The 22,164-nt window shown below is 64.2% G+C and carries 21 protein-coding genes; 9 read left to right on the top strand and 12 right to left on the bottom strand.

Annotated elements, in window-relative coordinates:
- Nucleotides 1-41: 41 nt before the first annotated feature.
- Entirely contained in the window at nucleotides 42-1,043 is a 1,002-nt protein-coding gene (locus GTW51_RS07635) for a branched-chain amino acid ABC transporter permease (RefSeq protein ID WP_203565946.1), read from the bottom strand.
- A complete protein-coding gene (locus tag GTW51_RS07640) occupies nucleotides 1,043-1,918 on the bottom strand; it encodes a branched-chain amino acid ABC transporter permease (protein WP_163043292.1) in 876 nt (291 codons plus the stop codon). Before GTW51_RS07640 ends, GTW51_RS07635 begins: the two co-directional genes overlap by 1 nt.
- Before the next feature lie 198 nt (nucleotides 1,919-2,116).
- Between GTW51_RS07640 and GTW51_RS07645 the strand changes: the two genes are divergently transcribed.
- Nucleotides 2,117-2,764 carry a phosphoenolpyruvate hydrolase family protein gene (locus GTW51_RS07645; protein WP_163043293.1) on the top strand — a complete coding sequence of 216 codons (648 nt, stop codon included), beginning with the start codon at nucleotides 2,117-2,119 and terminating at the stop codon, nucleotides 2,762-2,764.
- A 4-nt stretch (nucleotides 2,765-2,768) separates the two neighbouring features.
- Here GTW51_RS07645 and GTW51_RS07650 read toward each other — a convergent pair whose 3' ends face one another.
- Complete coding sequence (locus GTW51_RS07650) at nucleotides 2,769-4,514, bottom strand: phosphoenolpyruvate hydrolase family protein (RefSeq protein ID WP_281354583.1); 1,746 nt, start codon at nucleotides 4,512-4,514, stop codon at nucleotides 2,769-2,771.
- Between the two features lie 725 nt (nucleotides 4,515-5,239).
- On the opposite strand from GTW51_RS07650, the gene GTW51_RS07655 reads away from it, so the two are divergent.
- From GTW51_RS07655 to GTW51_RS07680, 6 genes are all read left to right on the top strand, one after another.
- Nucleotides 5,240-5,917, top strand: a complete 678-nt coding sequence (locus GTW51_RS07655; protein ID WP_163043295.1) for a GntR family transcriptional regulator — start codon at nucleotides 5,240-5,242, stop codon at nucleotides 5,915-5,917.
- Complete coding sequence (locus GTW51_RS07660; RefSeq protein WP_163043296.1) at nucleotides 5,914-7,083, top strand: enolase C-terminal domain-like protein; 1,170 nt, start codon at nucleotides 5,914-5,916, stop codon at nucleotides 7,081-7,083. The genes GTW51_RS07655 and GTW51_RS07660 overlap by 4 nt, the downstream gene beginning before the upstream one ends.
- A gap of 50 nt (nucleotides 7,084-7,133) precedes the next feature.
- A complete protein-coding gene (locus GTW51_RS07665; protein ID WP_163043297.1) occupies nucleotides 7,134-8,096 on the top strand; it encodes a Bug family tripartite tricarboxylate transporter substrate binding protein in 963 nt (320 codons plus the stop codon).
- Between the two features lie 68 nt (nucleotides 8,097-8,164).
- On the top strand, nucleotides 8,165-8,638 hold the full coding sequence (locus GTW51_RS07670; RefSeq protein WP_163043298.1) for a tripartite tricarboxylate transporter TctB family protein: 474 nt from the start codon (nucleotides 8,165-8,167) through the stop codon (nucleotides 8,636-8,638).
- A gap of 35 nt (nucleotides 8,639-8,673) precedes the next feature.
- Nucleotides 8,674-10,200 carry a tripartite tricarboxylate transporter permease gene (locus tag GTW51_RS07675; protein ID WP_163043299.1) on the top strand — a complete coding sequence of 509 codons (1,527 nt, stop codon included), beginning with the start codon at nucleotides 8,674-8,676 and terminating at the stop codon, nucleotides 10,198-10,200.
- Complete coding sequence (locus GTW51_RS07680; protein ID WP_163043300.1) at nucleotides 10,197-11,471, top strand: alpha-hydroxy acid oxidase; 1,275 nt, start codon at nucleotides 10,197-10,199, stop codon at nucleotides 11,469-11,471. The genes GTW51_RS07675 and GTW51_RS07680 overlap by 4 nt, the downstream gene beginning before the upstream one ends.
- A 181-nt stretch (nucleotides 11,472-11,652) precedes the next feature.
- On the opposite strand, the gene GTW51_RS07685 is transcribed toward GTW51_RS07680, so the two are convergent.
- The 8 genes from GTW51_RS07685 to GTW51_RS07720 are packed head-to-tail and all read right to left on the bottom strand — an operon-like array spanning nucleotide 11,653 to nucleotide 18,380.
- A complete protein-coding gene (locus GTW51_RS07685) occupies nucleotides 11,653-12,729 on the bottom strand; it encodes a LacI family DNA-binding transcriptional regulator (protein WP_163043301.1) in 1,077 nt (358 codons plus the stop codon).
- A 21-nt stretch (nucleotides 12,730-12,750) separates the two neighbouring features.
- Nucleotides 12,751-13,773 (bottom strand): succinylglutamate desuccinylase/aspartoacylase family protein, encoded by a 1,023-nt coding sequence (locus GTW51_RS07690; protein WP_163043302.1) that lies wholly within the window; start codon nucleotides 13,771-13,773, stop codon nucleotides 12,751-12,753.
- 56 nt (nucleotides 13,774-13,829) lie between these two features.
- Complete coding sequence (locus GTW51_RS07695) at nucleotides 13,830-14,177, bottom strand: RidA family protein (protein ID WP_163043303.1); 348 nt, start codon at nucleotides 14,175-14,177, stop codon at nucleotides 13,830-13,832.
- A 34-nt stretch (nucleotides 14,178-14,211) separates the two neighbouring features.
- Entirely contained in the window at nucleotides 14,212-15,003 is a 792-nt protein-coding gene (locus GTW51_RS07700; RefSeq protein ID WP_163043304.1) for a transporter substrate-binding domain-containing protein, read from the bottom strand.
- 28 nt (nucleotides 15,004-15,031) lie between these two features.
- Nucleotides 15,032-15,766 carry an amino acid ABC transporter ATP-binding protein gene (locus GTW51_RS07705; RefSeq protein ID WP_163043305.1) on the bottom strand — a complete coding sequence of 245 codons (735 nt, stop codon included), beginning with the start codon at nucleotides 15,764-15,766 and terminating at the stop codon, nucleotides 15,032-15,034.
- A complete protein-coding gene (locus GTW51_RS07710; protein ID WP_163043306.1) occupies nucleotides 15,753-16,403 on the bottom strand; it encodes an ABC transporter permease subunit in 651 nt (216 codons plus the stop codon). Before GTW51_RS07710 ends, GTW51_RS07705 begins: the two co-directional genes overlap by 14 nt.
- Nucleotides 16,404-16,415: 12 nt before the next feature.
- Nucleotides 16,416-17,084 carry an amino acid ABC transporter permease gene (locus GTW51_RS07715; protein WP_246232744.1) on the bottom strand — a complete coding sequence of 223 codons (669 nt, stop codon included), beginning with the start codon at nucleotides 17,082-17,084 and terminating at the stop codon, nucleotides 16,416-16,418.
- Between the two features lie 6 nt (nucleotides 17,085-17,090).
- On the bottom strand, nucleotides 17,091-18,380 hold the full coding sequence (locus tag GTW51_RS07720) for an alanine racemase (RefSeq protein ID WP_343033946.1): 1,290 nt from the start codon (nucleotides 18,378-18,380) through the stop codon (nucleotides 17,091-17,093).
- 118 nt (nucleotides 18,381-18,498) lie between these two features.
- On the opposite strand from GTW51_RS07720, the gene GTW51_RS07725 reads away from it, so the two are divergent.
- Entirely contained in the window at nucleotides 18,499-19,518 is a 1,020-nt protein-coding gene (locus GTW51_RS07725) for a succinylglutamate desuccinylase/aspartoacylase family protein (protein ID WP_246232746.1), read from the top strand.
- Entirely contained in the window at nucleotides 19,515-20,462 is a 948-nt protein-coding gene (locus tag GTW51_RS07730; RefSeq protein WP_163043309.1) for a threonine ammonia-lyase, read from the top strand. The genes GTW51_RS07725 and GTW51_RS07730 overlap by 4 nt, the downstream gene beginning before the upstream one ends.
- A gap of 307 nt (nucleotides 20,463-20,769) precedes the next feature.
- On the opposite strand, the gene GTW51_RS07735 is transcribed toward GTW51_RS07730, so the two are convergent.
- The gene (locus GTW51_RS07735) at nucleotides 20,770-22,122 is read right to left on the bottom strand and encodes a CHAT domain-containing protein (protein ID WP_203565948.1); all 1,353 of its coding nucleotides are present in this window, start codon (nucleotides 22,120-22,122) and stop codon (nucleotides 20,770-20,772) included.
- Nucleotides 22,123-22,164 lie beyond the last annotated feature (42 nt).

Consider the following 22,164-nt stretch of genomic DNA (forward strand, 5'->3'; position numbering starts at 1 on the left):
TGTCTGCGGCGCCGGAGCCGGGCTTCCGCAGGCAATCTCGATCAGTGCAAGGCGGCTTGACCCTCCTTCGCCTTCGACTTCCTTGCGCCGAACAGGCGCTTGCCGATGCCGAGCACGCCGTCCGGCGAGGCGACGACGATCACCAGGAAGACCAAGCCGATCAGCGTGTTGAAGCGGTCGCGGTCGTAGATCGTAGCGGCAAACGTATCGATCAGCGTGAAGATGATCGCGCCGACAAAGGCGCCGACGGGATGTCCCAGTCCGCCGATCACCGACATCACCAGGACGTTGACCGTCGCCGTCATGCCGATCGAGCTCGGGGTAATGCCGATATTGTAGAAGGTGATGAGCACGCCGCCGCAGCCGGCGATGAAGCCGGCGATGGCAAACGCCGCGATGCGGTGGAGCGCCACGTTGAAGCCGAGCGCTGCGACCCTGCGCGGGTTGTCCCTGATGCCCTGCAGCGTCAGGCCGAACGGTGTGCGCACGACATAGAGCACCAGCAGGTAGAGCAGCGCCGCGACTATCAGCGAGACGTAGTAGAAGACGAGGTGGGTGCGGAACGGTAGGCTGAATATCTCCGGACCGACAATGTTGCGGATACCCTCATAGCCGTTGAACCAGTCGATGTTCGACTGCGCGAACAGGCTGAAACCGACCGCTAGCGCCAGCGTGATCATCAGTAGGTAGATGTCTCGGGTCCGCACCGCGATGAGGCCGATCACGCCGCCGGCGATCGTCGCCGCGACGATGGCGAGCGGCATCGCCAGCCAGTAGCTGACGGAATTGGATCCCGCCGGGATGGCCGTCGGCGCGAGGATCGCGACGGTATAGCCGGCAACACCCGCGAGCATGGTCTGCGCCAACGAGATGAACCCGCCATAGGTCGCCAGGAACGTCAGTGACAGCGCGACGATGCCGTAGACCAATGCGCGGCCGAGGATGCCGCTGAGCCAGAAATCCGGCAGCAGCAGCGGCATCGCCAGCATGATGGCGACAACGAGAGCCGTCAGCATCCACTGGGTGCGCGTCATGACGACCATCAGAGCGGCTTTCCGAGGATGCCCTGCGGCCGCACGGCGAGAACCGCGACCATGATGGCGAAGGTCAGGATAACCGAATAGGTCGGAAACAGCGCCTGACCCCACTGCTCGGCGACCCCGATGAGGATCGCGCCGATCGCCGTGCCGCCGATCGAGCCCATCCCGCCGACGATGACGACCACCAGCGAGGTGAGCAGGAAGTTGACGTCGACGCCCAGCGCGACCGGCTGTGCGGTGGCGCCGACGATGCCGCCGAGGCCGGCGAGGCCGGCGCCCAGGGCGAACACCGCGACGGAGACGAGAGGCACGTTGACGCCGCAGGCCGCGAGCATGGCGCGGTCATCGACGCCGGCCCGCACCATGATGCCGAGACGGGTCTTGTTGAGAAGCAGCCACAGGCCAATGCCGACGGCCAACGCCACGCCGATCTGGAACAGGCGGAAGGTCGAATAGCCGCCGATCGCCGGAAGCTGCGTCGGGCCGAACAGCACGTCGGGCGCGAAGAATTGGAACGGGTTACCGCCATAGATCGCGAGCAGCTGGTCCGCGATGATGATCGAAAGGCCGATCGTCACCAGCGCCTGCCGCAATTCTTGTCCCTGCATCCAGCCGAGGAAGACCACCTGCATGACGATGCCTGCGATCGCCGCCGCCGCGACCCCGGCGAGAAGCGCGATGAACCAGGCATAGTGGTAGGTCGCGTCGGCGGCATAGAGCGGGTCGAAGACGGAGAACCCGACATAGGCCCCAATCAGGTATAGCGAGCCGTGCGCCATGTTGACCGTGCGCATCAGGCCGAAAATCAGTGAGAATCCGCTGGCGACGATGAAGTAGAGAGCGGCTAGCGTCAGGCCGTTCAATGTCACCGTGATCATGTACTCTAAATACAAAACCCCTCCCGCGCGCTGACACATGGAAATGTCGCGCCTTTGTTATCTCGCTCTGGAGAACAGGTCCGGCTCCTCCCGGCACGCCTCCCAGTGTGCACGCCGATGTTTGCAAGGAGGAGCCAGGCGTGCCAGATGATATTTTGGCTGGTTCTGGGTAAAATCGGGTAAGGAAGGACGTCGCTGATGGCTTCATGCCTGCCCATCGTCTCGCGGTCGCCTGCGGCGCCGGGCGAAAGCGGATTCATCGTCGCGCCCTTCCTTGCAAACTTAGCGCCCTCCCATCGCGAGTTCGTCCCGCTTCTGCCGGTGAACGGCGTCAACGACGCGACGCTCGCGGCGCTGGAGAATGGTCCGATCGCACGAGGCGCGATCGCCGGGCTGTTGCTGGTCGATCCGTTCCTGCGCCTGCGCGATGCCAAACTTGCGCTAGCGGACGCAGGCGTCTCCCGCGTCGCGAACTATCCCACCGTGCAACTCATCGACGGCGATACCGCCCGCGCCTTCGACAGCGCGAAGGTGGGAGCCGCGCGCGAGGTCGATGCGCTGGCGGCCTTCCAGAATGCCGGGTTCGAGACCGTCGCCTTCGCGGCGACGCTCCAGACGGCACAGGCTATGCTGCCTCATGGCCCCTCGATGCTGGTCCTGCACCCGGGACTGGCACTTGCCGACTGGCGCGAACGGGCCAATGCCTGCCTCGGCGTGGCGCGCATGATCGCCGTCCTGCGCGGCGAGACCGATCTGCCGCTGCTGGTCTATCGTCCCCACGGGTTCGGCCATGAGCTGGACCAGGCGGCCGATCAAGCCGACGGCCTCGCACAGATCGAGGAGTGATCGCTCAGTCGAGAAGGCCGGCGCGGCGCATTTTGTTGTAGAGCGTCTTGCGGGAGATGCCGAGGAACGTCGCGGTCTCGCCGCGCCGGAAGCGGTGCCTTCGCAGCGCATCGAGGATCCAGTCCTTCTCGGCTAGCGGCTCGCCGGTTCCGTCGGTGCCGTGCGAGGCATCAATGATGCTGCGCAGGATGTCGGAGCCGATCGCGCGTCCATCGCTCACGACGGCCGCCTGCTCCACGACGCGGCGCAGTTCCCGAGTGTTTTCCTTCCAGTCGTGGGCGAAGAGCACGCGGTAGCCGTCCGCGGAGATCTCCAGCGTCCCCATCTGCCGAGCCTCGCCGATCGCCTCGAGATAGAGCCGCGCATGGGCGGGGATGTCCTCGGGACGATCACGCAGCGGCTGGACGTCGATGCGGCCCGATCGCAGACGCTGGGCCAATTCGCTTGCCAGGCGTCCTTCCGACAGTTGGGTCCCCGTCGCGATCAGCACGAGCCGGCCCTGCGGACTGTAGCTGCGCGTGCCGCCGACGGACTCGATCGTGCCGCGCTCCAGCCATGCCAGGAGATGCTGCTGCGCGGCTTCCCCCAGGTCGCCGGCGTTCTCGACGATGACCGTGCCGTCGCGCGCATCCAGCGCGCCGCGGCGGCGCACCCGGCCGAAATCCGGCTCAGCCCCGAACAGCAACTCCTCGTGCGGCACTTCGCAATCGGAGGCGTTCAGCACCGTCAGCGGACCTCGCTTGCCGCCCAGCGCGTGGAGGCTGCGGGCGAGCATCGTCCGGCCGAGCCCTCTTTCGCCCACGACGAGCACCGGCAGGCTGGTCGCCGAGAGCCGCACCAATTGCTCCAAAAGACGTGCGACGGTACTCGACTGGCCGGTAATGCCGGCAAGCCGTGCGGCCCGCATGGTCTCGCGCGACTGGGCAGCATCAGCCTGTTGCAGGACGCCGAACGCCTTGAACGCTGAAGTCTTTTGCATCACCGAATCTTCGAGCGGCATGCGGTCAAGCGTCGAGCCGCCGACATAGCCGTCTGCCTTCGCGCCGCGACAGACCCGGTACATGTCCTCCGGGTTGACGATTGGCCCGCCCTCGACCACACAGATCGTTTCCGCCCGAGCTTGGCGGACGCTGCTGAATATTCGCTGAGCGCGATCGGCTGCATCTTCCAAGGTAAAGGCTTGCGCGACCGCGCGCATGCCGCCTGCGTTCCAACCAAAATTCAGGCAGAGCACGTCGACCTCCGCCTCCAGTACCGATTGGATCTCGCTGCGGGTCTTGGCATAGCCGAAGGTTGCCAGGCCCGCTTTGCGCGCCAACCGCAGCATCTCGACCTCGCGCGCGTAGCCCAGGCCCGCCTCTTCGAGTGCCCGGCGGAAGCGGCCGTCATAGTGGATGCTGCTCGGGAAATTGGCGATGCCGTGATAGCCGGCCGCCGCGATGCCAGCAACGAAGCGCTTCAGGTCCAGCGCCGGATCGAAGGCAGATGCGCCGAAGAAGACCGGGATCGAGACCTGGTCGAGGATCTCGCGGCGCGCGAAATGGTCGGTGAAGCGGTTGGCGTTGTCGAGCGGCAGCATCGCCGCGATCGACGGCGCGCCCATCACGCGGTAGCGCCCAGCATTCAGCACCAGCAGGAAATCGGCGCCGCCGCGCTCGGCCGCTTCCGCGGTCATGCCGACGCCGATGGCGGCGCCCACGAGGGGCTCCACGCTTGACTTGGAGAGCAACTGGTGAAGCGTCGGCGGCATCCTACTGCAATAGCACGCGACCTGCGAAGGCCAATATGGCTACAAGCGGATCGACATTCTTCTGCGACCGTTCATCACCATCCAAACCCACTCCAGCAGGTTCCATGGCCCTCGCACCGATGCTAATTGTGACGAGGAGCGATCTTTGCGCCCTCTACAGCCAGGTGGACGCATTACGTTCCGGTCAGGATCGGGCCGAAAGCGGTCGGTCCGCTTCCCGTAGAGCGGCCAAGAAAGCTGCCGCGCCCCTTACGACCCTTTGGCGGCAGTGGGATGCCCGCCTCCTGCGGACCAGCTTCCCTAGCAACGGCCCGATTTGGCCTTCCGCAATCGCTCGTTCTCCTTCTGCAGGCCTTTAGTCACTTGCCCGTTCCTCTTCAGCCCACCAGGCTCCTGGCCAACGGCAGTAGGTGAACGGCGCTAGGAAAATTGTGCGTATCGCCTCCGACATCTGGCGCCCTGCCACCAACTGAACCGCCCCAGCTTGGCGTCTCTTCGAGTTGGTGCTTCTCCCACAGCGCTCAGAACATTCCGCTGCGGGTAGAAAAGCCCCAATGGAGGCATGGCCCCTCGTCAGGGGCCTGACAGCACCCGTCACCCAAACAACGATTTTGATGCCGGCCGGAGGCGGATGCCACCATAAAGGCGCTCCGGATCAACAACTGTTGACAGTTTACTGCTTACTGTGATCTCTTAGGGAAAATGGTTTCAGGAATTCGAACACGATGATTGAGCGAGGCGAAAGTCTGAGCGTGCTGGCTTACAAGCGACTGGAGGAAATGATCCTCACAGGGGAGCTCAGGCCCGGGCAACGCATCAACGAAGCCCAGTTCGCCGCCGCGAACGGACTGAGCCGAGGCCCCGTTCGGGAGGCCTGCCGGGCTCTCGAACGGGCCGCTCTTGTCACCATGACACCCGCGAAGGGCGCCTTCGTCCGGGAGATTTCTCAGAAGCACCTGGCTGAGGTCTACGACCTGCGCGCCGCCCTGACCGGCATGATGTGCGGCTTGGCTGCCGCCAACCAGCCCGACCCGGCGAGTTGCGACAAGCTGGAGCTCCTGAACACGGAGATGACGGCAGCGGCGGATCGGGACGACACCGAAGGGTACTACGCCGCCAACCTGAGATTCCACGACATCATCTCCGACCTAGCCGGGAACGACACGGCGCGGCGGGTCTACGACGGCCTCGTCAAGGAGACGCACTGGCACCGGATCGCCGCCATGTCGGCCTACGAGAGCATCGATGAACACACCATGATCATCGCCGCCATCAGGGCCGGTGATCGGGAGGAAGCCCGACGTTGCGGGGAGGCCCACGTGGCTTCCGGCAAGCGGCGTTGGATCAAGAGGCGCGCCGAACAGGAGGCGTCCGCCGCTAACAGGAAAGAGGAAGCCGCGTGAAGATCACAGACATTAAGGCAACCCTGCATCGCCACGAGATTGACCTGCCTGACATCGGGAAGTCGATCGAGAGCCGCATGTTCGTTTTCGTCGAAGTCCACACCGACGAGGAGATCTCCGGGTTCGGCATCACCGGCTCCATGCTGCCATGGGCGATCATCGCCTGCATCCACGATCACCTGAAGCCGGCGCTCGTCGGACGCGATCCCTACAACACCGAAGAGATCCACGGTCACGTCTGGAAGAAGCTGAACAGCCGGGCCTACACCGGCGTGATCTCCAACGCCCTGGCCGCCGTCGACATCGCGCTTTGGGACATCCGGGGCAAGAAGGAAGGTCGGTCTATCCATCAACTACTCGGCGGCTTTCGCGACTGGGCTCCGACCTACGCGACGTTCGGCTATCCGTTTTTCGACGAGAAGCAGCTGGCCGACTACGCCATCAAGTTCCTCGACGACGGCCACAAGATGCTGAAGATGGTGGTCGGCGGTGAACCTAGCCGGACCTGGAAGGACGACGTGCGCCGCGTCCATGCCGCTCGCGAGGCGATCGGCCCCGACGTCGATCTAATGATCGACGCCAATTGCTGGTTCAATCCCACTGACGCCTACATGCTCGCCCGCAACATCGAAGACTGCAACATCCGTTGGTTCGAGGAGCCGATCGAGCAGAACGACGCCAGAGCCCTCGCCGACTTCCGCCAGCGGGTTTCCATGCCGGTCGCCGCCGGTCAGATGGAGGGACATCGCTGGCGCTCCCGCGAGCTAATCGTCCATCACGCCGTCGATGTCATCCAGCCGAACGTTCTCTATCACGGCGGTTTCACCGAGACCCTCAAGATCGGCCACATGGCGCAGGCCTTCAACCTGCCGATGGCCAACGGCGGCGGCTGGCCGATCTTCAACATGCACCATTTGTGCGGCCTGATGAACGGCGGCCCCGTCGAGTTCCACTACGGCATGTGGCAGACCGGCAAACACTTTTTCGAAGGCACGCCCGATCCTGTCGAGGGCAAGATGACCCTGTCTGGACGTCCGGGGCTCGGCTTCACGCCGAACTACGACGCACTCGCCAATGGCCAGATAACCGACCCCAAGGACAGTCAGTTCGAGGGACGGGACGGTCACGGGTACCTCCTCCGGGAGGCAATCGAGCAGCAGTCCTGACCGCCAGGGTCGCTGCAAATCAAGAAAAAAATCAACGGGAGGAACGAACCATGCGAAATAACCTGATCTTCGCCACCACCACCGCCATCGGCCTCGTGGCCGCCAGTGCGTCTTTCGCTCAGGACGGTGCGGGCTGGGTGCCGGAAGAGCCCGTCACCTTCGTGGTGCCCTTCGGCGCCGGCGGCGGCAGCGACGTGCTCGCCCGCACCATCGCTACGGTGATCAACGACCTCGACATCGTGCCGACGTCGATCAACATCGAGAACCACCCCGGCGGCTCGGGTGCAATTGGCTATAACCACCTCGCCCAGCAGTCCGGTAATCCGCACGTCCTCGGCACGGTGAGCGTCAGCTTCTTCACGACGCCGCTGATGGGCGGATCACCGGTAAATTATGAGGACTTCACACCGGTCGCCGGCATCGCAATGTCCCCGTATATCCTGGTCGTCCCGGAGGATTCGCCGATCAAGTCGATCGACGACATCAAATCCGCAGACCGCCTCACGACCGGGACAGTGGGCGTCGTCTCCGATGCGGCCCTCCTGTCGCGCATGATCTCCGATAAGGCGGACGTCACTGTCGACGCGGTACCGTTCGACGGAGAGGGTGAGGTGCTGTCCTCCCTGCTCGGCAAGCATGTCGACTTCATGTTCGCCAATCCAGGGGAGGTGACACCGCAGATCGAAGCCGGCACCTTGCGGGCGGTCGCCGTCTCGACGGCGGAGCGGCTGCCGTCGCTGCCCGACGTTCCGACGCTGCAGGAGTCGGGTCTCGACATCGAGCACGTGCAGCTGCGCGGCGTGGTGATGCCTCCCGAGGTGCCGGAAGAGGCCGTCGCCTACTGGGAAGACGTCTTCAAGCAGGTCGCGGAAAGCGACGCCTGGAAGGAGCAGTATCTCGATCGCTTTGGCGACGAGCCGCGCTTCGCCAGCAGCGAGGAATTCGCGGAGATCCTGAAGGAGACCAACGACCTCTACGCCGGGATGATGGAACAGACCGGTAACGCCCAGTAGCGCGGAAGTCCCGACATGAACCGGGGTCGCCGTTGTGCGGCGGCCCCTTGACCCGGAGGAGTCCCCCCATGTCTGGAACCATGAAGACGATCGATACGGTCTTCGCTCTCGCGACGGCGCTCCTGGGCGCCTTCGTTATCGTCTACGCACTCGAATACGGCTACACTGCCCGGGGAAATCCCGGACCCGGCTTCTTTCCGTTCTGGGTCGGGGTCGGCATGGTAGCACTCGGCGCCGTTAATGCCGCACGAGCCGTTGCCGGCAGGGAGCTTCTCGAGGACAGCTTCGACAGGGCCGGTCTCCTGCGCACTGCCGGAATCACCGCCGTCATCGCCATCTTCCTTCTGGCCGTCGACTGGACGGGCATGCTCATCGGCATCGGTCTCGTCGTCATCGCCTTGGGCTTCGTGATCCGACCCACCCTGGAAACCGGTTTCGTCCTGCGTCTCGTCGCGACCGGAGCGCTCTTTCCCGTCGTCGCCTGGCTGATCTTCTCGTTCTATCTCGGCGTTCGTCTCGTCACCGGCGTCTTCGGCATCTAGCGCGTGCAGTACCGGGCTTGGGAGGGCCCTGATCCATGGAAAGTCTCGCACTTCTGGCCGGCGGCGTCGTCGACGCGACCGCCCCATACATCCTGCTCGCTACCCTGATCGGCGTCGTCATTGGCTTGATGGTCGGAGCCCTGCCCGGCCTAGGCCCGGCGGCCGGCGTCGCCATCATGCTTCCCGTCGCGGTGGGCTTCGATGGCACCGCGGCGATAGCGGCTCTTGCCGGGATCTACTATGGGGCGATGTTCGGAGGCGCTGTCACATCGATCCTCCTGGGAATACCCGGAGACGCGCCGTCGGTCATGACGGTCGTCGATGGGCACGCCATGGCAAAAAAGGGTGAAGCCGGACGGGCGCTCAGCATGAACGTCATCGCGTCCTTCATCGGTGGACTCATCGGCATCCTTCTCCTTGCCATTCTTTCCGTGCCGATCGCATCGGCGGCGCTTTCCTTCGGTCCGACCGAGATGACGGCACTCATGTGCTTTGCCCTGTCCCTCGTCAGCGTCCTCGGTGGACGCAACATGCTCAAGGGCTTCGTGTCCCTCTTCATCGGCATGTGGATCGGCATGATCGGTCTCGACCCGATCGGCGGCCCTACCCGCTTCACCTTCGGAACCATGCACCTCTTCGAGGGCGTGGACTTCACCATCGTGGCCGTCGGTCTGTTCGGGCTGTCGGAAATGTTCATGTCACTGTCCACCAGCGGGATCGGGGCGCGGGTCAAGCACTCCCTGAGCGCCTTGATGCCTAAGCTAGGCGACATCGTCAGATGCAAGTGGGCTCTTCTGTCGGGATCCATCATCGGGTTCGTGGTCGGCGTCCTGCCGGGGGTCGGCGCCACTGCGTCGACCATGCTTGCCTACGCCCTCGCCAAGAAGACCTCCCGTCATCCGGAGGAATTTGGGAAGGGCGCCATCCAAGGCGTCGCGGCGCCGGAGGCGGCCAACAACGCCGCGTCCTATGCCTCGATGATTCCGCTGTTCACGCTTGGGATTCCCGGATCCGCGACCACGGCCGTCCTTCTGGGCGGACTCCTGATGGTCGGCCTGCAGCCGGGACCACTCCTGTTCGCCAACAATCCGGAATTCGTCTGGACGGTCTTCGGGACGTTCTGGACCGGTAACCTGATGCTGGTCGGCCTCACCATCCTCTTGATCCCGGTCCTGGCAAGCATCGTCTACATTTCGCGAGGGCTGCTCTATCCGGCGGTCATCGGCATCGTCGTCTTTGGCGTCTACTCGATCAACTTCTCGCTGAACGATGTGGGCATCGCACTCTTCGCCGGCGTCATCGGCTTTGTCATGCTGAAGCTCGACTACTCGCCCGTCCCTCTCATCCTCGGCCTCGTCCTGGGGCCGCTCCTCGAACGGGGCGTCCGCCGGACCCTCATCTTGTCCGAGGGCGACATGGCGGTCTTCGTCGAGCGCCCGATCTCGCTGTTCCTCTTCGTGCTGACGGCGGCGGTCATCTTCCTGCCGCTGATCGTCAACGGCGTGAAGGCTGCCCGGACACGTCGCGGCCTCGCCGACGCGATGGAGAACGACGCCCGATGAACGGTACCGACCAGGACCAGGCATCCGGCACCACGACCTCGGTGCCGGATGGAGGCGTGCGGCAGGTGGCGCCACGCGAACCGGCGCCGAGGTCGCTGGCGAAATGCTTCTCGCTCGACGACCTGGAAGCGGCGGCCCGCCGCCATCTGCCGCGCCGGGTCTTCGGCTACGTCGCCAGCGCCGCAGAGACCGGCGCCAGCTTCCGGGCTAACCGCGAGGACTTCTCGTCACTGCGCTTCGTTCCCCGCGGCCTGCGCACACGCACCGTCAGAGAACAGTCGCGCACTCTCTTCGGCCAGACCTACGACCGGCCGTTCGGGATCGCTCCGATGGGGTTGAGCGCCTTGGCCGCCTACGATGGCGACATCGCTCTCGCGAAGGCAGCCCGAGACAAGGGCACTTTCGCGATCATGAGCGCCTCGTCGCTGACCTCGCTCGAGCGGGTCGCCGCGGAAGCCGGCAGCCGCTGGTTCCAGGCCTACTTTCCGGGCGACATGGCCCGGGTGCTTTCGATGACCGACCGTGTCGCGTCAGCCGGCTTCGATACGCTGGTGGTGACGATCGACGTCCAGATGAATGGCAAGCGTGAGGACGACCTGCGCAATGGCTGGCAGACGCCGTTGCAGCCCAGCCTGCGCCTTGCCATGGAGGGCGTCACGCATCCGCGCTGGCTGTTCGGCACCGCCTTCAAAACGCTGTGCCACCACGGCATGCCGCATTTCGAGAACCTCGATTCGCAGCGCGGCCTGCCGATCCTCGCCCGCAACCTGCTTCGCTCGTTCGCCGGACGCGAGAGCCTCTCGTGGGAACACGTCAAGGCCGTCCGGGAGCGATGGAAGGGTCGACTGGTCCTCAAGGGCGTCCTGTCTCCGCAGGATGCAGCCCTCGCCCGCCGGATCGGGTGCGACGGTATAATCGTGTCCAATCACGGCGGACGGCAAATGGACGGCGCCCTGTCGCCGCTGGCGGCGCTCCCGCGGATCATGCCGGAAGTCGGCGAAATGGCGGTGATGATGGACAGCGGATTCCGTCGCGGCTCCGACGTCCTGCGGGCGATCGCGCTTGGCGTGGACTTCGTCTTCCTCGGTCGACCGTTTCTGTTCGCGGCGGCAGTCGCCGGCGAGCCCGGCGTCCGCTACGCGATCGACGTACTGTCGGGTGAGATCGATCGCGGTATGGCACTTCTCGGTGCGTACACTCTGGGACAGATCACAATCGATCATCTGGCCAGGCAGGATGGCACGCCGGTAACACCCTTACGCCCGTCGTGAGTAGCTTGTTCGTTGCCACTCCGCTTCCCGGCCGCCTGAACTGAAAGCGGTCAGTGCTGCTTTTCTTCTCAGATCAGGGGATGTTCTGATTGCCGTAACGGGCCGAAAGCAGACCGACGGGTTTGCGGATCGCAAACGCGAAAAGCAGCCGCTGGGTCAGGCTGGCGAGGTCTCGCGAGTGCTAAGTGGAGCCGCGAATTTTGAGGGACACGGGGAATACGCGCCTCGTCTCGCCGGAAAGGTCGTCGTTGAGGCGTCCGAGGATAAGGCGCCCGGCCGTTTCCCCCATCGCATGGGAATCGACGCAGACCGTTGTCATCCCCGGGGGAATCTGCGCGGCCAGCTCACTGTCGCCAAAGCCGACGATCGCGAGATCCTCGGGGATGCGCAGTCCCATGGCGCGCGCCTCGAGCATGGCGCCGATCCCCAGAAGGTCGTTGGCGCAGAAGACCGCGTCGAGATCAGAGACAGTGGTAAGGATGTCACGGAGCGCCTGCCGCCCGTCGATAACGCCGTGGACATTGGGAACCGAGAGCGCCGCGATCCTTTCCAAGCCCAGCGCCTCCGCGTGGGTCTCGAACGCCTTGCGGCGAATCGTGCCACGACCGCTGTTGCGCCCGATGAAGCCGACCTTGCGATAGCCGCGCTCGGCGAGATGCGTCACCGCCAGCCTGACGCCGTCAACATTGGAGAAGCCGACGAGCATGTCGATCGGATCGCGTGCGTTGGCCCAGCTCTCGACGATCGGAATATCGAGGCCGCGCAGGAAGAGGCGGTTCTCTTCGAGCTCCATGACGCCGGTGATGAAGGCCGCCGCCGGGCGCATCGCCATGATCGCCCGGATCAATGACGTCTCGCGGGCATAGGAATAGGAGGTCCGGCCCATTACGAGATGATAGCCGGCCCGCTCGAGCACTGCCGAACACCCGTCCGCAGCCGCCGTGTACTGCTCGCTGGCGATGTTGGAGAGGAAGGCCGCGACGATGTTGGAACGACCGCTCTTCAGCGCGCTGGCGTGTGGATTTGAGGCATAGCCTGTCTCTGCCACCGCCGCCTCAATGCGCTTGCGGCGAACATCCGAGACGATCCCTGGATTGCGCAGGGCTCGCGACACGGTGATCGGCGACACACCGGCCAGTGCTGCAACATCCTCGATGCGCACCTTGCCGCCCAGGGCAAGGATCCTAGACGCACTCTCGCTGGCGGCCACCCGTTCGACCGGATCGAAAGCATGTTCCTGATTTTCGGGAAGGGTCAATGTCGCAGAGCTTTCACGCAATCAGGATGGGGGCTCTTCCCCATGATACGGAACACCCACCTGCACAAGGCAGTCGCCTGCCTCCGACATGGAATGCAGGCGCTGCGACAGGACGATCCCCCCCACCGCGAAACGCAACGTCTCCTCGGATGCATCCAGGCGGTGGAAATCATGAAACCACCCGGCGACGTCACCGGCGTTGACCTCGTCGCCGATGTCCCGAGCCGGCTCATACCAGCCGGGACGCGTGGCATAGATCGCCTGTGCATGGGAGGAAAGCGACAGAAGCCGTGTCGTCTGCTTCGAGGGCTCCTCCACGAGTACGGGATGACGGGTCAAGTTCACCGCCATCAGAAGATTGTCGATTGCCGAGAGGGTTAATAGCATGGAGGCGGGCGTGACTGTGCCGCCGCCCCCGAACTCGCCGCTGAGGCCGATCGCGCCGGCCCGCGCGACCGCCGCGAGCGAGGTCGGGGCATCGGCTCCATTCTGCGCGATGAACCCGTAGGGCATGCCGAGCGCGCGCATCAGTTCAAGCATCCTGCCGAAATGGGCTGGTCCGCCTTGCCTCTCGATGAGCGAGGTCGGGAGATGCCCCATACTGGTGCCGCCGGAATGCAGGTCGAAGACGATATCGTGGCGGGGAAAGAGTTCGCTTTCGAGAAAATGTGCGATCCGCTGGGTCGGCGTTCCGTTCGCAACACCGGGGAAGGACCGGTTCAGGTTTCCGTCGTCGAGCGGGGAACGGCGACGCCCGGTCAGGAAGGCGGGGGCGTTGACGAAGGGCAGGATCGTGACTGTGCCCTCAATGTCTTCAGGGTCGAGCGCCCGGATCAGCCGCGAGAGCGCGATATTGCCCTCGTACTCGTCGCCGTGATTGCCGGCCATCAGGAGAACGCGTGGGCCTGCGCCACGTTTGAAGCGCACGACCGGCACCTTCACCTGGTAATAAGGCGAACGGTCGACCGAGAAGGGAATGCTGAGAAAGGTCTGCTGGCGACCGTCGGCGTCGAAGTCCAGCGAGTGGAAGAGACCGGAGTGCAAAGAGCGTGCCTTTCTAGAAGAGGCGGCGGCGGACCGCCGCCCCATCGATTGCCGACTTAGACCAGTGCGGTCGCGGTCATCTCGACCCGCAAATCGGGGTCTGCCAGTCGCGCCTCGACGCATGCCCGGGCCGGCGGATTGGCCGGGTCGATCCAGGCGTCATAGACCGCGTTCATCGCGTCGAAGTCGGTGATGTGCGGCAGGAAGACGTTCACCGTGATCAGCCTGGAACGGTCAGTGCCAGCTTCCGCAAGCAGCGCGTCGATCTTGGCTAGGACGCTGCGCGTCTGCTCTTCGATCGAACCTTTGCGGTCCTCCGCCACCTGGCCTGCTATATGCAGCATGCCGCCGGCAACGACACCCTGGCTCATTCGGGAGCCGACTTGAAAACGCTTGATGGTCATGAAGCTTGCTTCTCCTTGACTTGTTTCGTCATGCTCAGAGCGCCGGCAGGTTGCCCTGCTCCTCGCGGAACCACTTTTCCTGCAGATCGGGCAGACGCCCGTTCAGCTTGTTGGAAAACACGAAAGTGTTGACCCACTGAAGGAGGTTGTGCTCGCCCATCGGCACGCCGACATGGGCTGGTGACTGGCGGATGGAGAATTTCAGCTCCATCTCGGCGTCCGGATGGTCGTTCTGGGCGTTCACGACGATGGCGCTGTTTTCAGCGAACATCTCGGCCTGGCCCGAGAGATACGCGGCGATCGTCGATGCCACGTCCTCGAAACGGGAAAGGTTGGCCCCCGGCGCATTGTCGGTCAGCCAGAGATCGAGGGTCGTGCCGCGGGCAACGGCGATCTGTCGACCGTCGAGATCGGCGGGGTCAGTCATCGCCTCAATGCTGGCCGGCCCGTACACGCCGAGTTGCACCGCCGCATAAGGCTGCGAGAACATCACCTGTTGCGCCCGCTCGGACGTGGCGCCGATGGCGGAGATGATCACGTCGACCTGGTCCGCAAGGAGGCTCGGAATACGGTTGGTCCCGGTCAACTGAACGAGTTCGAGTTCCACCCCGAGGTCTTCCGCCATCAGGTTCGCCACCTCGACGTCGAGACCGGTGGGCTGGCCACTCTCGTCGTTGAAGCCCCAGGGCGGAACGTCGAGAAGGACACCGATGCGCACGGTGCCGGCGTTCAGGATGTCCTGCAGCTTGTCGGCCTTGGCCGGACTTGTCGAAACCAGGGCGGTTGCGGCAGCGGCGGCGACGACCAGTGACTTGAATGCATGCATGAGGCTTTTCCCTTTGTTGAAATGACAGTTAGATTTGCCGCGTCGAGCCGATGAAGGCCTGAAGTTCGGGGGTGCGCGGATTGCTGAAGAGCTCGGCCGGAGACCCCTCCTCCCAAACGCGGCCTTGATGCATGAAGACGATCTTGCTCGCTACGTTGCGGGCAAACCCCATCTCATGGGTCACCAAGATCATGGTCATGCCCTGACGCGCCATGTCCTCCATGACCTTCAGAACTTCGCCGACGAGTTCAGGATCGAGCGCCGACGTGACCTCGTCGAACAACATCAGGTGCGGCGACATCGCGAGACACCGGGCGATCGCCACGCGCTGTTGCTGGCCGCCGGAAAGCTGCTCGGGATAACTGTCGATCTTCTCGGCGAGGCCAACCTTGGCGAGAACGCGCTCGGCAAGCGCCCGCGCCTCTTTCTTCGAGACGCGCCCCGTCAGGGTCGGAGCAAGCGTGATGTTGCGCTCGACCTTGAGGTGCGGGAACAGGTTGAACGACTGGAAGACGATGCCGACGCGCTGACGCATTTCCTTCAGGTTTGGCATCTTCGGGCCGATCTTCTGACCCTCGATGAGGATCTCGCCGGAATCGATCGTCTCCAGCGCGTTGATACAGCGTAGAAGCGTCGACTTGCCCGACCCGGAGCGGCCAATGATCGTGACGATCTCGCCCTCTTCGACGGAAAGCGACACGTCCTTCAGGACTTCAAGGTTGCCGAACGACTTGTGGACGTTCCGGATTTCAACGAGCGCCATTCAGTCGGGCCTCCAGGGTTCGGGACCAGAGAGTCAGGGGGAAGCAGATCGCGAAGTAGATGGCTGCGACCACGGAATAGATGAGCAGCGGCTGGAACGTCGCCGCGCTGGCAAGCTGCCCGGCGCGCGTCAGTTCGATAAAGCCGACGACGGCTGCCAGCGACGTGCCCTTGATGAGCTGCACCAGGAATCCGACGGTCGCAGGCAGGGCGATCTTCATCGCCTGGGGCGCGATGACGTAGCGAAACTGCTGCCACCGGCTGATGCCGAGGCACGCCGCGGCTTCCCACTGCGTCTGCTTGATCGCCTCGATCCCGCCGCGCCAGATCTCGCCAAGGAACACGGCAGTATAGATCGTGAAGGCGACGGTGACCGCAACGAGCGGCGCGATCTGCACGCCGAGGAACACCGGCAGCCCGAAGTAGAAGAACATCAGCAGCGCGAGCAACGGAATGCCCTGGACGAGCTGTAGGAACAATGCGGTTAGCCAGCGTGGCAAGGCCGCCTTGGTGGTTCGCAAGAGGGCGAGGAGAAGCGCCAGCGGACTGCCGAAGGCGAGCGCCAGTACGACGAGCAGCAGCGTGTACTGAAGAGCCGTCGCAAAGGCCATGATGTCGATGGTGGAGAAGGAGCGCATGGTGATGATCCCTCAGCGACCGGTCGGCCAGCGGAAGGCGAGTCTTCCGAGTACGGCAAAAAGCAGGCGGAAGGCGACGACGAGGCTGACATAGATGCCGGCGATCAGGGCATATATCTCGAAGGAGCGGAACGTGCGGCTGTCTATGACCCCGGCGGTATGGAAGAGTTCCTCGGCCGAGATCTGCGAGGCTATCGAGGTGCCGAGAAGCAGGAGCACGAACTGGCTGGTGATCGAGGGATAGATATTGCGCAGGGCCGGCGGGAGGATCACACGCGTGAAGACGTGCCAGCGGCTGATTCCGAGGCATTGCCCGGCCTCGATCTGCGAGCGGGGAATGGAGGCGAGGCCCGAGCGGATGATCTCCGTCGCATAGGCTCCGAAGTAGAGGGCAAGCGCGATGGCAGCGGCGGTGAACGGCGCCAGGCGGATGCCGAAACCCGGAAACACGAAGAAGACGATGAAGATCTGGATTAGCGGCGGCGTATTCCGGATGATCTCGATATAGGGCAGGACGAGCCAGCGCAGGGGCCGGATGTCACTGCGCAGGATGACCGCGCAGAGCGTGCCGATCAGAAGCCCGCCGAGTGCGGCCACCACCGTCAGCCAGAGCGTGTTCAAGAGCCCTTCGATCAGGGCTTCCTCGTAACGCCAAAGTGGTCGGAAGTTCAGGTTCCCCATGGCTCTCTATCCGAAGAAGGTAGGAAGCACGCGGCGCACGGCGCCGCTTTCGTCCAGCTCGAAGATCCGTTGCCAGCGGTCGAAACAGGTGCAGGGATGCGAGATCCCGAACTCGATGATGTCTCCCACGGAGATGTCGCTGTCCTCCGCCACCTTCAAAAAGGCGTGCTGGTCATTAAGTCTGACCACGCAGGCGGCGTCGTCCAGCGCCCGCGCCGCGCCCTCGCGCCAGATTGCGAGGGGACGCGGCAAGCCTTGGTCGAATGAGACGTCGCGCATGCCCATGCCGCAGATGGCCAAGTCGCCCTGCGGGCGCGTAAGCACCTCGGCCCAGACCCGGAGGGCGGGGTGAAAGATGGCGCTTGCCGGACCGAGACCTGCCGAGGCGAACCCGCCCCGTCGATCCAAGGCGGCGAGACCGCGCGCGTAGACGCCGTGGTCGTGAAAGAAGATGGCCCCGCTGCGCAAGACGAGGCGCGCGTTCCCGTCGGCGCGCACGAGCGGGGCGAGGTCCTCGACCGCGAGATCGAAGAACGCCGAACCGCCGGAACTGAGGATCAGCGCCTCCCTGGGTGCTGCGGCGCGTACGCAGGAAAAGGCTTGCTTCGCCAGATCGTGGAGCTCGTCAATGGCCCGACGCGTCTCGGACGGCTCGGCGGCGGCCGACGCCCCTTCGTAGGCAGCAACGCCTGCAAGGCTGACCATCTTCGAAGCACAGACGGCCGCCACGATCGCACGCACATCCTCTAGCGAGCGGGCACCACCCCTGGCTCCGCCGACTTCCACCAGAACACCGAGGTCACGCCCCGCCGCGACGCTGGCCGTGACCAGCGATTCCACCGCGGCGACACTGTCCACGAAGGTGGTGACCTGCGCTGCCGGAAAGCGCGATAGCATGCGCCCGAAGCGCGCGGCGCTTTGCTTGCCGCCGATCTGGTTGGCGAGGATCAGGCGATCGAAGCCCGATTCCAGCAGGACAAGCGCCTGCCGGGCGTCGGCCACCGTGAAGCCGAAGGCCCCGGCGGCCAAGAGGTCGGCGGCAAGCGCCGGCGACATCGGCGTCTTCGCATGGGGTGCAATTTCCGCACCGACTGCCGCAGCATAGGCGAAGATCGCGGAACGATTGGCCAGAAACGCCGAACGTTCGAGCGTCAGGATTGGCAGCGCCGTGTCACCGGACGCGGGTCTCCAGCCGAAAGCCGCAACATCCGAGGCGGAAACGGTCGGCAGGTCGACGGGAACACCTCGTTCCGTCGCGCGCAGCTCGCCTGCCTTGATGACTGCCCGATCGTTCACCCGCTGGTGCTCCATAGAACTTGCCCCACACATGGGAGCCGAATATGACAACGTTATCATTTTTGATTAGCTTGGCAATGCCTCAATTTTGAGAGGCCAATCGAAGGAGCGGATGTGGATGGCGCGACGCAGTACGGCATTCTTAACGGTGGACTTCGCAGCGACCGGCAAGCAGGTCGGCGCCCTCAATATTCCTCACTCGCCGCATGATGATGCCTGGGGTACGACCCGCATTCCGCTTGCCGTGATTGCCAACGGGAAGGGGCCGACGGTCATCCTGACGGGCGGCAATCACGGGGACGAATACGAAGGTCCCATCGCCCTCGGCGAGTTGATCCGTGAGCTGGACCCCGGCGCCATCCAGGGAAGGCTGATCATCCTGCCGGCGCTCAACATCCCTGCGGTCATGGCCGGGACCCGGACGTCCCCCGTCGACGGGCTGAACCTGAACCGGACCTACCCGGGCGATCCCGCAGGCAGCCTGTCGCAGCAGATATCGGCATTCATGTGCGACGTGGCCTACCCGATGGCGGATGCCTTCGTCGACCTGCATTCCGGCGGCTCCTCCCTTGATATCTTGCCGAGCGCGATCGTCGAACCCGCCGAGTCGGCGGAACATCACCGACGCAACGTCGAGGCCGTCCTTGCCTTCGACGCGCCCCTCACCGTAGTCGTCAGCAATCTCGGCGAGACGCGCACCTCTACCGCGAGCGCGGTGCGCGCCGGCCTGACGACAGTCGGGACGGAGATGGCAGGCGGCGGGACGGTTGGAATCGACGCGTTGAGGATCTGCCGCCGGGGCGTGCGCAACGTCCTGTCGCATCTCGGCGTCATGGAACCCGACGGCGCGCAGGCGCCGTCGCATGGCGAGCGCACGATCCTCGAGATCCCGGGCGAAAAGGGCTACGTCTTCGCCACCGGCGATGGCGCCTTCGAACCATATCACCCGAACGGCACGCGGGTTTCCGCCGGTCAGCCGGCCGGCCGCATCCATTTCCTCGACGATCCCGCGCGAGCCCCCGCCGAACTCACCTACGGACAGGATGGCATCGTCTACGGCCGGCGACAGCCGGGGCGGGTCAGGCCGGGCAATTGCTGCCTCGTCGTCGCTGCGCCCTTCAGGGGTGATCTGGCATGATCGGCCTTCCCGATATCGAGGCGGCTGCCGAGCGCATACGTCCGCTGGTGCGCCGCACCCCGCTTCTCGCCGGCACCCAGGCCCGCTCCCCCGTGACAAAGGGAACGCTGCTGCTGAAGCTCGAGTGCCTGCAGCCCTCAGGCTCGTTCAAGGCGCGCGGCGCGTCCAACAAGCTTCTGTCGCTGTCGCCCCGGGAATTGCGGCTCGGGCTGGTCGCGGCGTCCGGCGGAAATCATGGCCTCGCCGTCGCGCGTTGCGCCGCGGTCTCCGGCGTTGCGGCGACGATCTTCCTGCCAGAGAATGTTTCGCCCGAAAAGATCGCGAAGATCCGCCAATGGGGCGCGACGACGATCGTCGCCGGGGCGAGCTTCGACGAGGCAAACCGGGGTGCGCTCGCCTTCTCCGAACAGGAGGGGGCGACCTATTTCCATTCCTTCGCCGATCCTTTGATCGTCGCCGGCCAGGGAACGGTCGGGCTCGAAATTTTTCAGGATGCGCCTGAGACGGACGTCGTCATCGTCGCCGTCGGCGGCGGCGGCTTCATCACCGGAGCGGGCCTCGCGTTGAAGGCGCTGAAACCGTCGCTCAAGGTCGTCGGCGTCGAACCGGTCGGATCTCCGACCCTCCATGCGTCGCTGCGCGCAGACAAGGTCGTCAGCCTCGACACCGTCACGACGCGCATCCCGACAATGGCCTGCAAGCGAACTGACGAACAACTCTTCGCCCTCACGCGGCAGGTCGTGGACGAGGTGGTCCTCGTTGAGGATTCCGACATGGAAGCCGCGGCACGGTGGCTCTGGTTCGAATTCGGGCTGGCCGCCGATCCCAGCGGTGCGGCCGCGATTGCGGCGCTCGCGACGGGAAAAGTACAGGTCGAGGCGGGCCAGACGGTCTCGGTACCGGTCTGCGGTGCGGGCCTGCCAATCTCGATTGACGGGATCTGAGGGCTTAGCTCTTTTGGCGCCTTGCAGACTGGCCGACTTCGGCTGATCCGGGCCGAAAGGAGACCGTCGGCTTTTGGGGACACGAACGGCGAAAGCTGCTGTACGGCAATTAACCCATTTCGGAAGTTTGCATCCCGAAGGCTGTCTCGTCTGTATGTGATGGGGGTCAGCCGTTAGCTTAGGGCTGCTCCGCGGATCGAAAACGACGCTACCTGTCTCGGCGTCGACCTGATGGCGCTTTAGACACTCTAGCGGACCATCCGCCCTCTTTCGAAGCCTGCTTGGTATCGCTGTTGGACTTGTCGATCTAATTCAAAGGCGGGGAGAATAGGAGTTTGTATTTCTCCGACTCTCCCTTCTCGCCGTGCAGGTCCAGCTCGTTCCTGGCGAGATTGTAAGCCTGCTCGAAGGTCACGCCGTGCGACAGCGCCCGGTAGAAGGCCCTCGTGAACATGATCGCCGCCTCGTCGTCGATCGTGTCGTCGCATCCGATCACGGCCTCGACATGGGAAGCGATTAGCTTCGAGATCGAGTCCGAGAAGCAGGCGTTCAGGACCACGCAGCGGACCGACCCGACGAGTTCGATCAGGCGGGCAATCGATTCACCCGATACCTCCGTCGTGTTCCCCGCGGCGTCCTCGAACACCAGCAGTCCCACGTCGCCGTGGCCGCTGAAATGGACCACGTCTGGCTGGAAGTTGAGGACCTCAGCCTGGAGCTGCTCAACCCGTATGGCCCAGGCGTGTTCGACGTCGACCTTCACCTTTGCATCGCGCACGGCGGCGAGTTGCGCCTTGAGGTCATTGGCCTCCCGGTCGGGCTTCAGCGTCTGCTGATCGAGGGGGTTTGCCGCGAGGAACAGCACCTTCATCGTTTCCACCTTCTTCGAGAGATCGGCCGCCTGTCGAAACATCGTCTCCAAGTCCGGCGACGTGCCGAACATGTCCTTCATGCCGCTCTTCAGGTCCTTGTCCTGAAGCTTCCCGTACAGCTCCTTCCCTTCCACCCTCACCATGAGCCGGTCCAGGAGCTTCGGGTTGGCCTCGACGATGGCCATCACCTTGTCGGCGTACGGTCGGCAGTCCTCCGAGAACTTGGCGAAATGCTCGGCGACCAGAGCCTTCACCTCGTCGTCCTCGTCGGAGTCGTACCACCCAAGAGTCACCTCTTCGAGCCCGTCGTAGAACGAGTTCGAGATGCCCTTGGCCAGGCCGATCCTCGCTTCGGCATGGTCCGAGTACGTGCCCTGGTGGATGATCCTCGTGCGGAACCTGGCGTCGGGATGGCGCTCGGCGGCGAGCTGGTAGAGCTTCGCCTGGACGTTGACCGGCTGACCCTCGATGGCCTCGAAGGAGATACCGAGATCGCCGAGCGTCAGCCACCGGTTCTCCATGACCGACCATACGGCGTACTGCCGAACGATGCGATCGTCGTGCTGACAGAGCTGCCTGACGATCTCCCCATTCCGGTGCCGTGGATGCAGCAGGTTCTTTATGTCACGATTCAGGCCGACGGTGAGGAGCGCCAGCTTGAGGACCTCCTTGTCCGACTTGTCGATGTCGATGCTCAGACCGGTCATGTCGATCTTGTGGGGATCGGTCGTCTGCATCGAAGCCAGGACGCGGATCGCCGGGTCGATGCTAGGGAAGTCGGCGACCATGTCGAGCTGGCCGTCGTAGAGACGCGACAAGGCGGCGACCGC

This window comes from Aurantimonas aggregata (assembly GCF_010500835.1).
Taxonomy (GTDB): Bacteria; Pseudomonadota; Alphaproteobacteria; order Rhizobiales; family Rhizobiaceae; genus Aurantimonas; species Aurantimonas aggregata.

Excerpts from the sequence above, each read along its gene's own strand:
- GTW51_RS07700 (WP_163043304.1), bottom strand. The coding sequence starts at position 15,003 with ATGCATGCATTCAAGTCACTGGTCGTCGCCGCCGCTGCCGCAACCGCC.
- GTW51_RS07665 (WP_163043297.1), top strand. The coding sequence starts at position 7,134 with ATGCGAAATAACCTGATCTTCGCCACCACCACCGCCATCGGCCTCGTG.
- GTW51_RS07635 (WP_203565946.1), bottom strand. The coding sequence starts at position 1,043 with ATGGTCGTCATGACGCGCACCCAGTGGATGCTGACGGCTCTCGTTGTC.
- GTW51_RS07645 (WP_163043293.1), top strand. The coding sequence starts at position 2,117 with ATGGCTTCATGCCTGCCCATCGTCTCGCGGTCGCCTGCGGCGCCGGGC.
- GTW51_RS07640 (WP_163043292.1), bottom strand. The coding sequence starts at position 1,918 with ATGATCACGGTGACATTGAACGGCCTGACGCTAGCCGCTCTCTACTTC.
- GTW51_RS07670 (WP_163043298.1), top strand. The coding sequence starts at position 8,165 with ATGTCTGGAACCATGAAGACGATCGATACGGTCTTCGCTCTCGCGACG.
- GTW51_RS07675 (WP_163043299.1), top strand. The coding sequence starts at position 8,674 with ATGGAAAGTCTCGCACTTCTGGCCGGCGGCGTCGTCGACGCGACCGCC.
- GTW51_RS07730 (WP_163043309.1), top strand. The coding sequence starts at position 19,515 with ATGATCGGCCTTCCCGATATCGAGGCGGCTGCCGAGCGCATACGTCCG.
- GTW51_RS07735 (WP_203565948.1), bottom strand. The coding sequence starts at position 22,122 with ATGGTCGCCGACTTCCCTAGCATCGACCCGGCGATCCGCGTCCTGGCT.
- GTW51_RS07655 (WP_163043295.1), top strand. The coding sequence starts at position 5,240 with ATGATTGAGCGAGGCGAAAGTCTGAGCGTGCTGGCTTACAAGCGACTG.
- GTW51_RS07650 (WP_281354583.1), bottom strand. The coding sequence starts at position 4,514 with ATGCCGCCGACGCTTCACCAGTTGCTCTCCAAGTCAAGCGTGGAGCCC.
- GTW51_RS07705 (WP_163043305.1), bottom strand. The coding sequence starts at position 15,766 with ATGGCGCTCGTTGAAATCCGGAACGTCCACAAGTCGTTCGGCAACCTT.
- GTW51_RS07710 (WP_163043306.1), bottom strand. The coding sequence starts at position 16,403 with ATGCGCTCCTTCTCCACCATCGACATCATGGCCTTTGCGACGGCTCTT.
- GTW51_RS07725 (WP_246232746.1), top strand. The coding sequence starts at position 18,499 with ATGGCGCGACGCAGTACGGCATTCTTAACGGTGGACTTCGCAGCGACC.
- GTW51_RS07695 (WP_163043303.1), bottom strand. The coding sequence starts at position 14,177 with ATGACCATCAAGCGTTTTCAAGTCGGCTCCCGAATGAGCCAGGGTGTC.
- GTW51_RS07715 (WP_246232744.1), bottom strand. The coding sequence starts at position 17,084 with ATGGGGAACCTGAACTTCCGACCACTTTGGCGTTACGAGGAAGCCCTG.
- GTW51_RS07680 (WP_163043300.1), top strand. The coding sequence starts at position 10,197 with ATGAACGGTACCGACCAGGACCAGGCATCCGGCACCACGACCTCGGTG.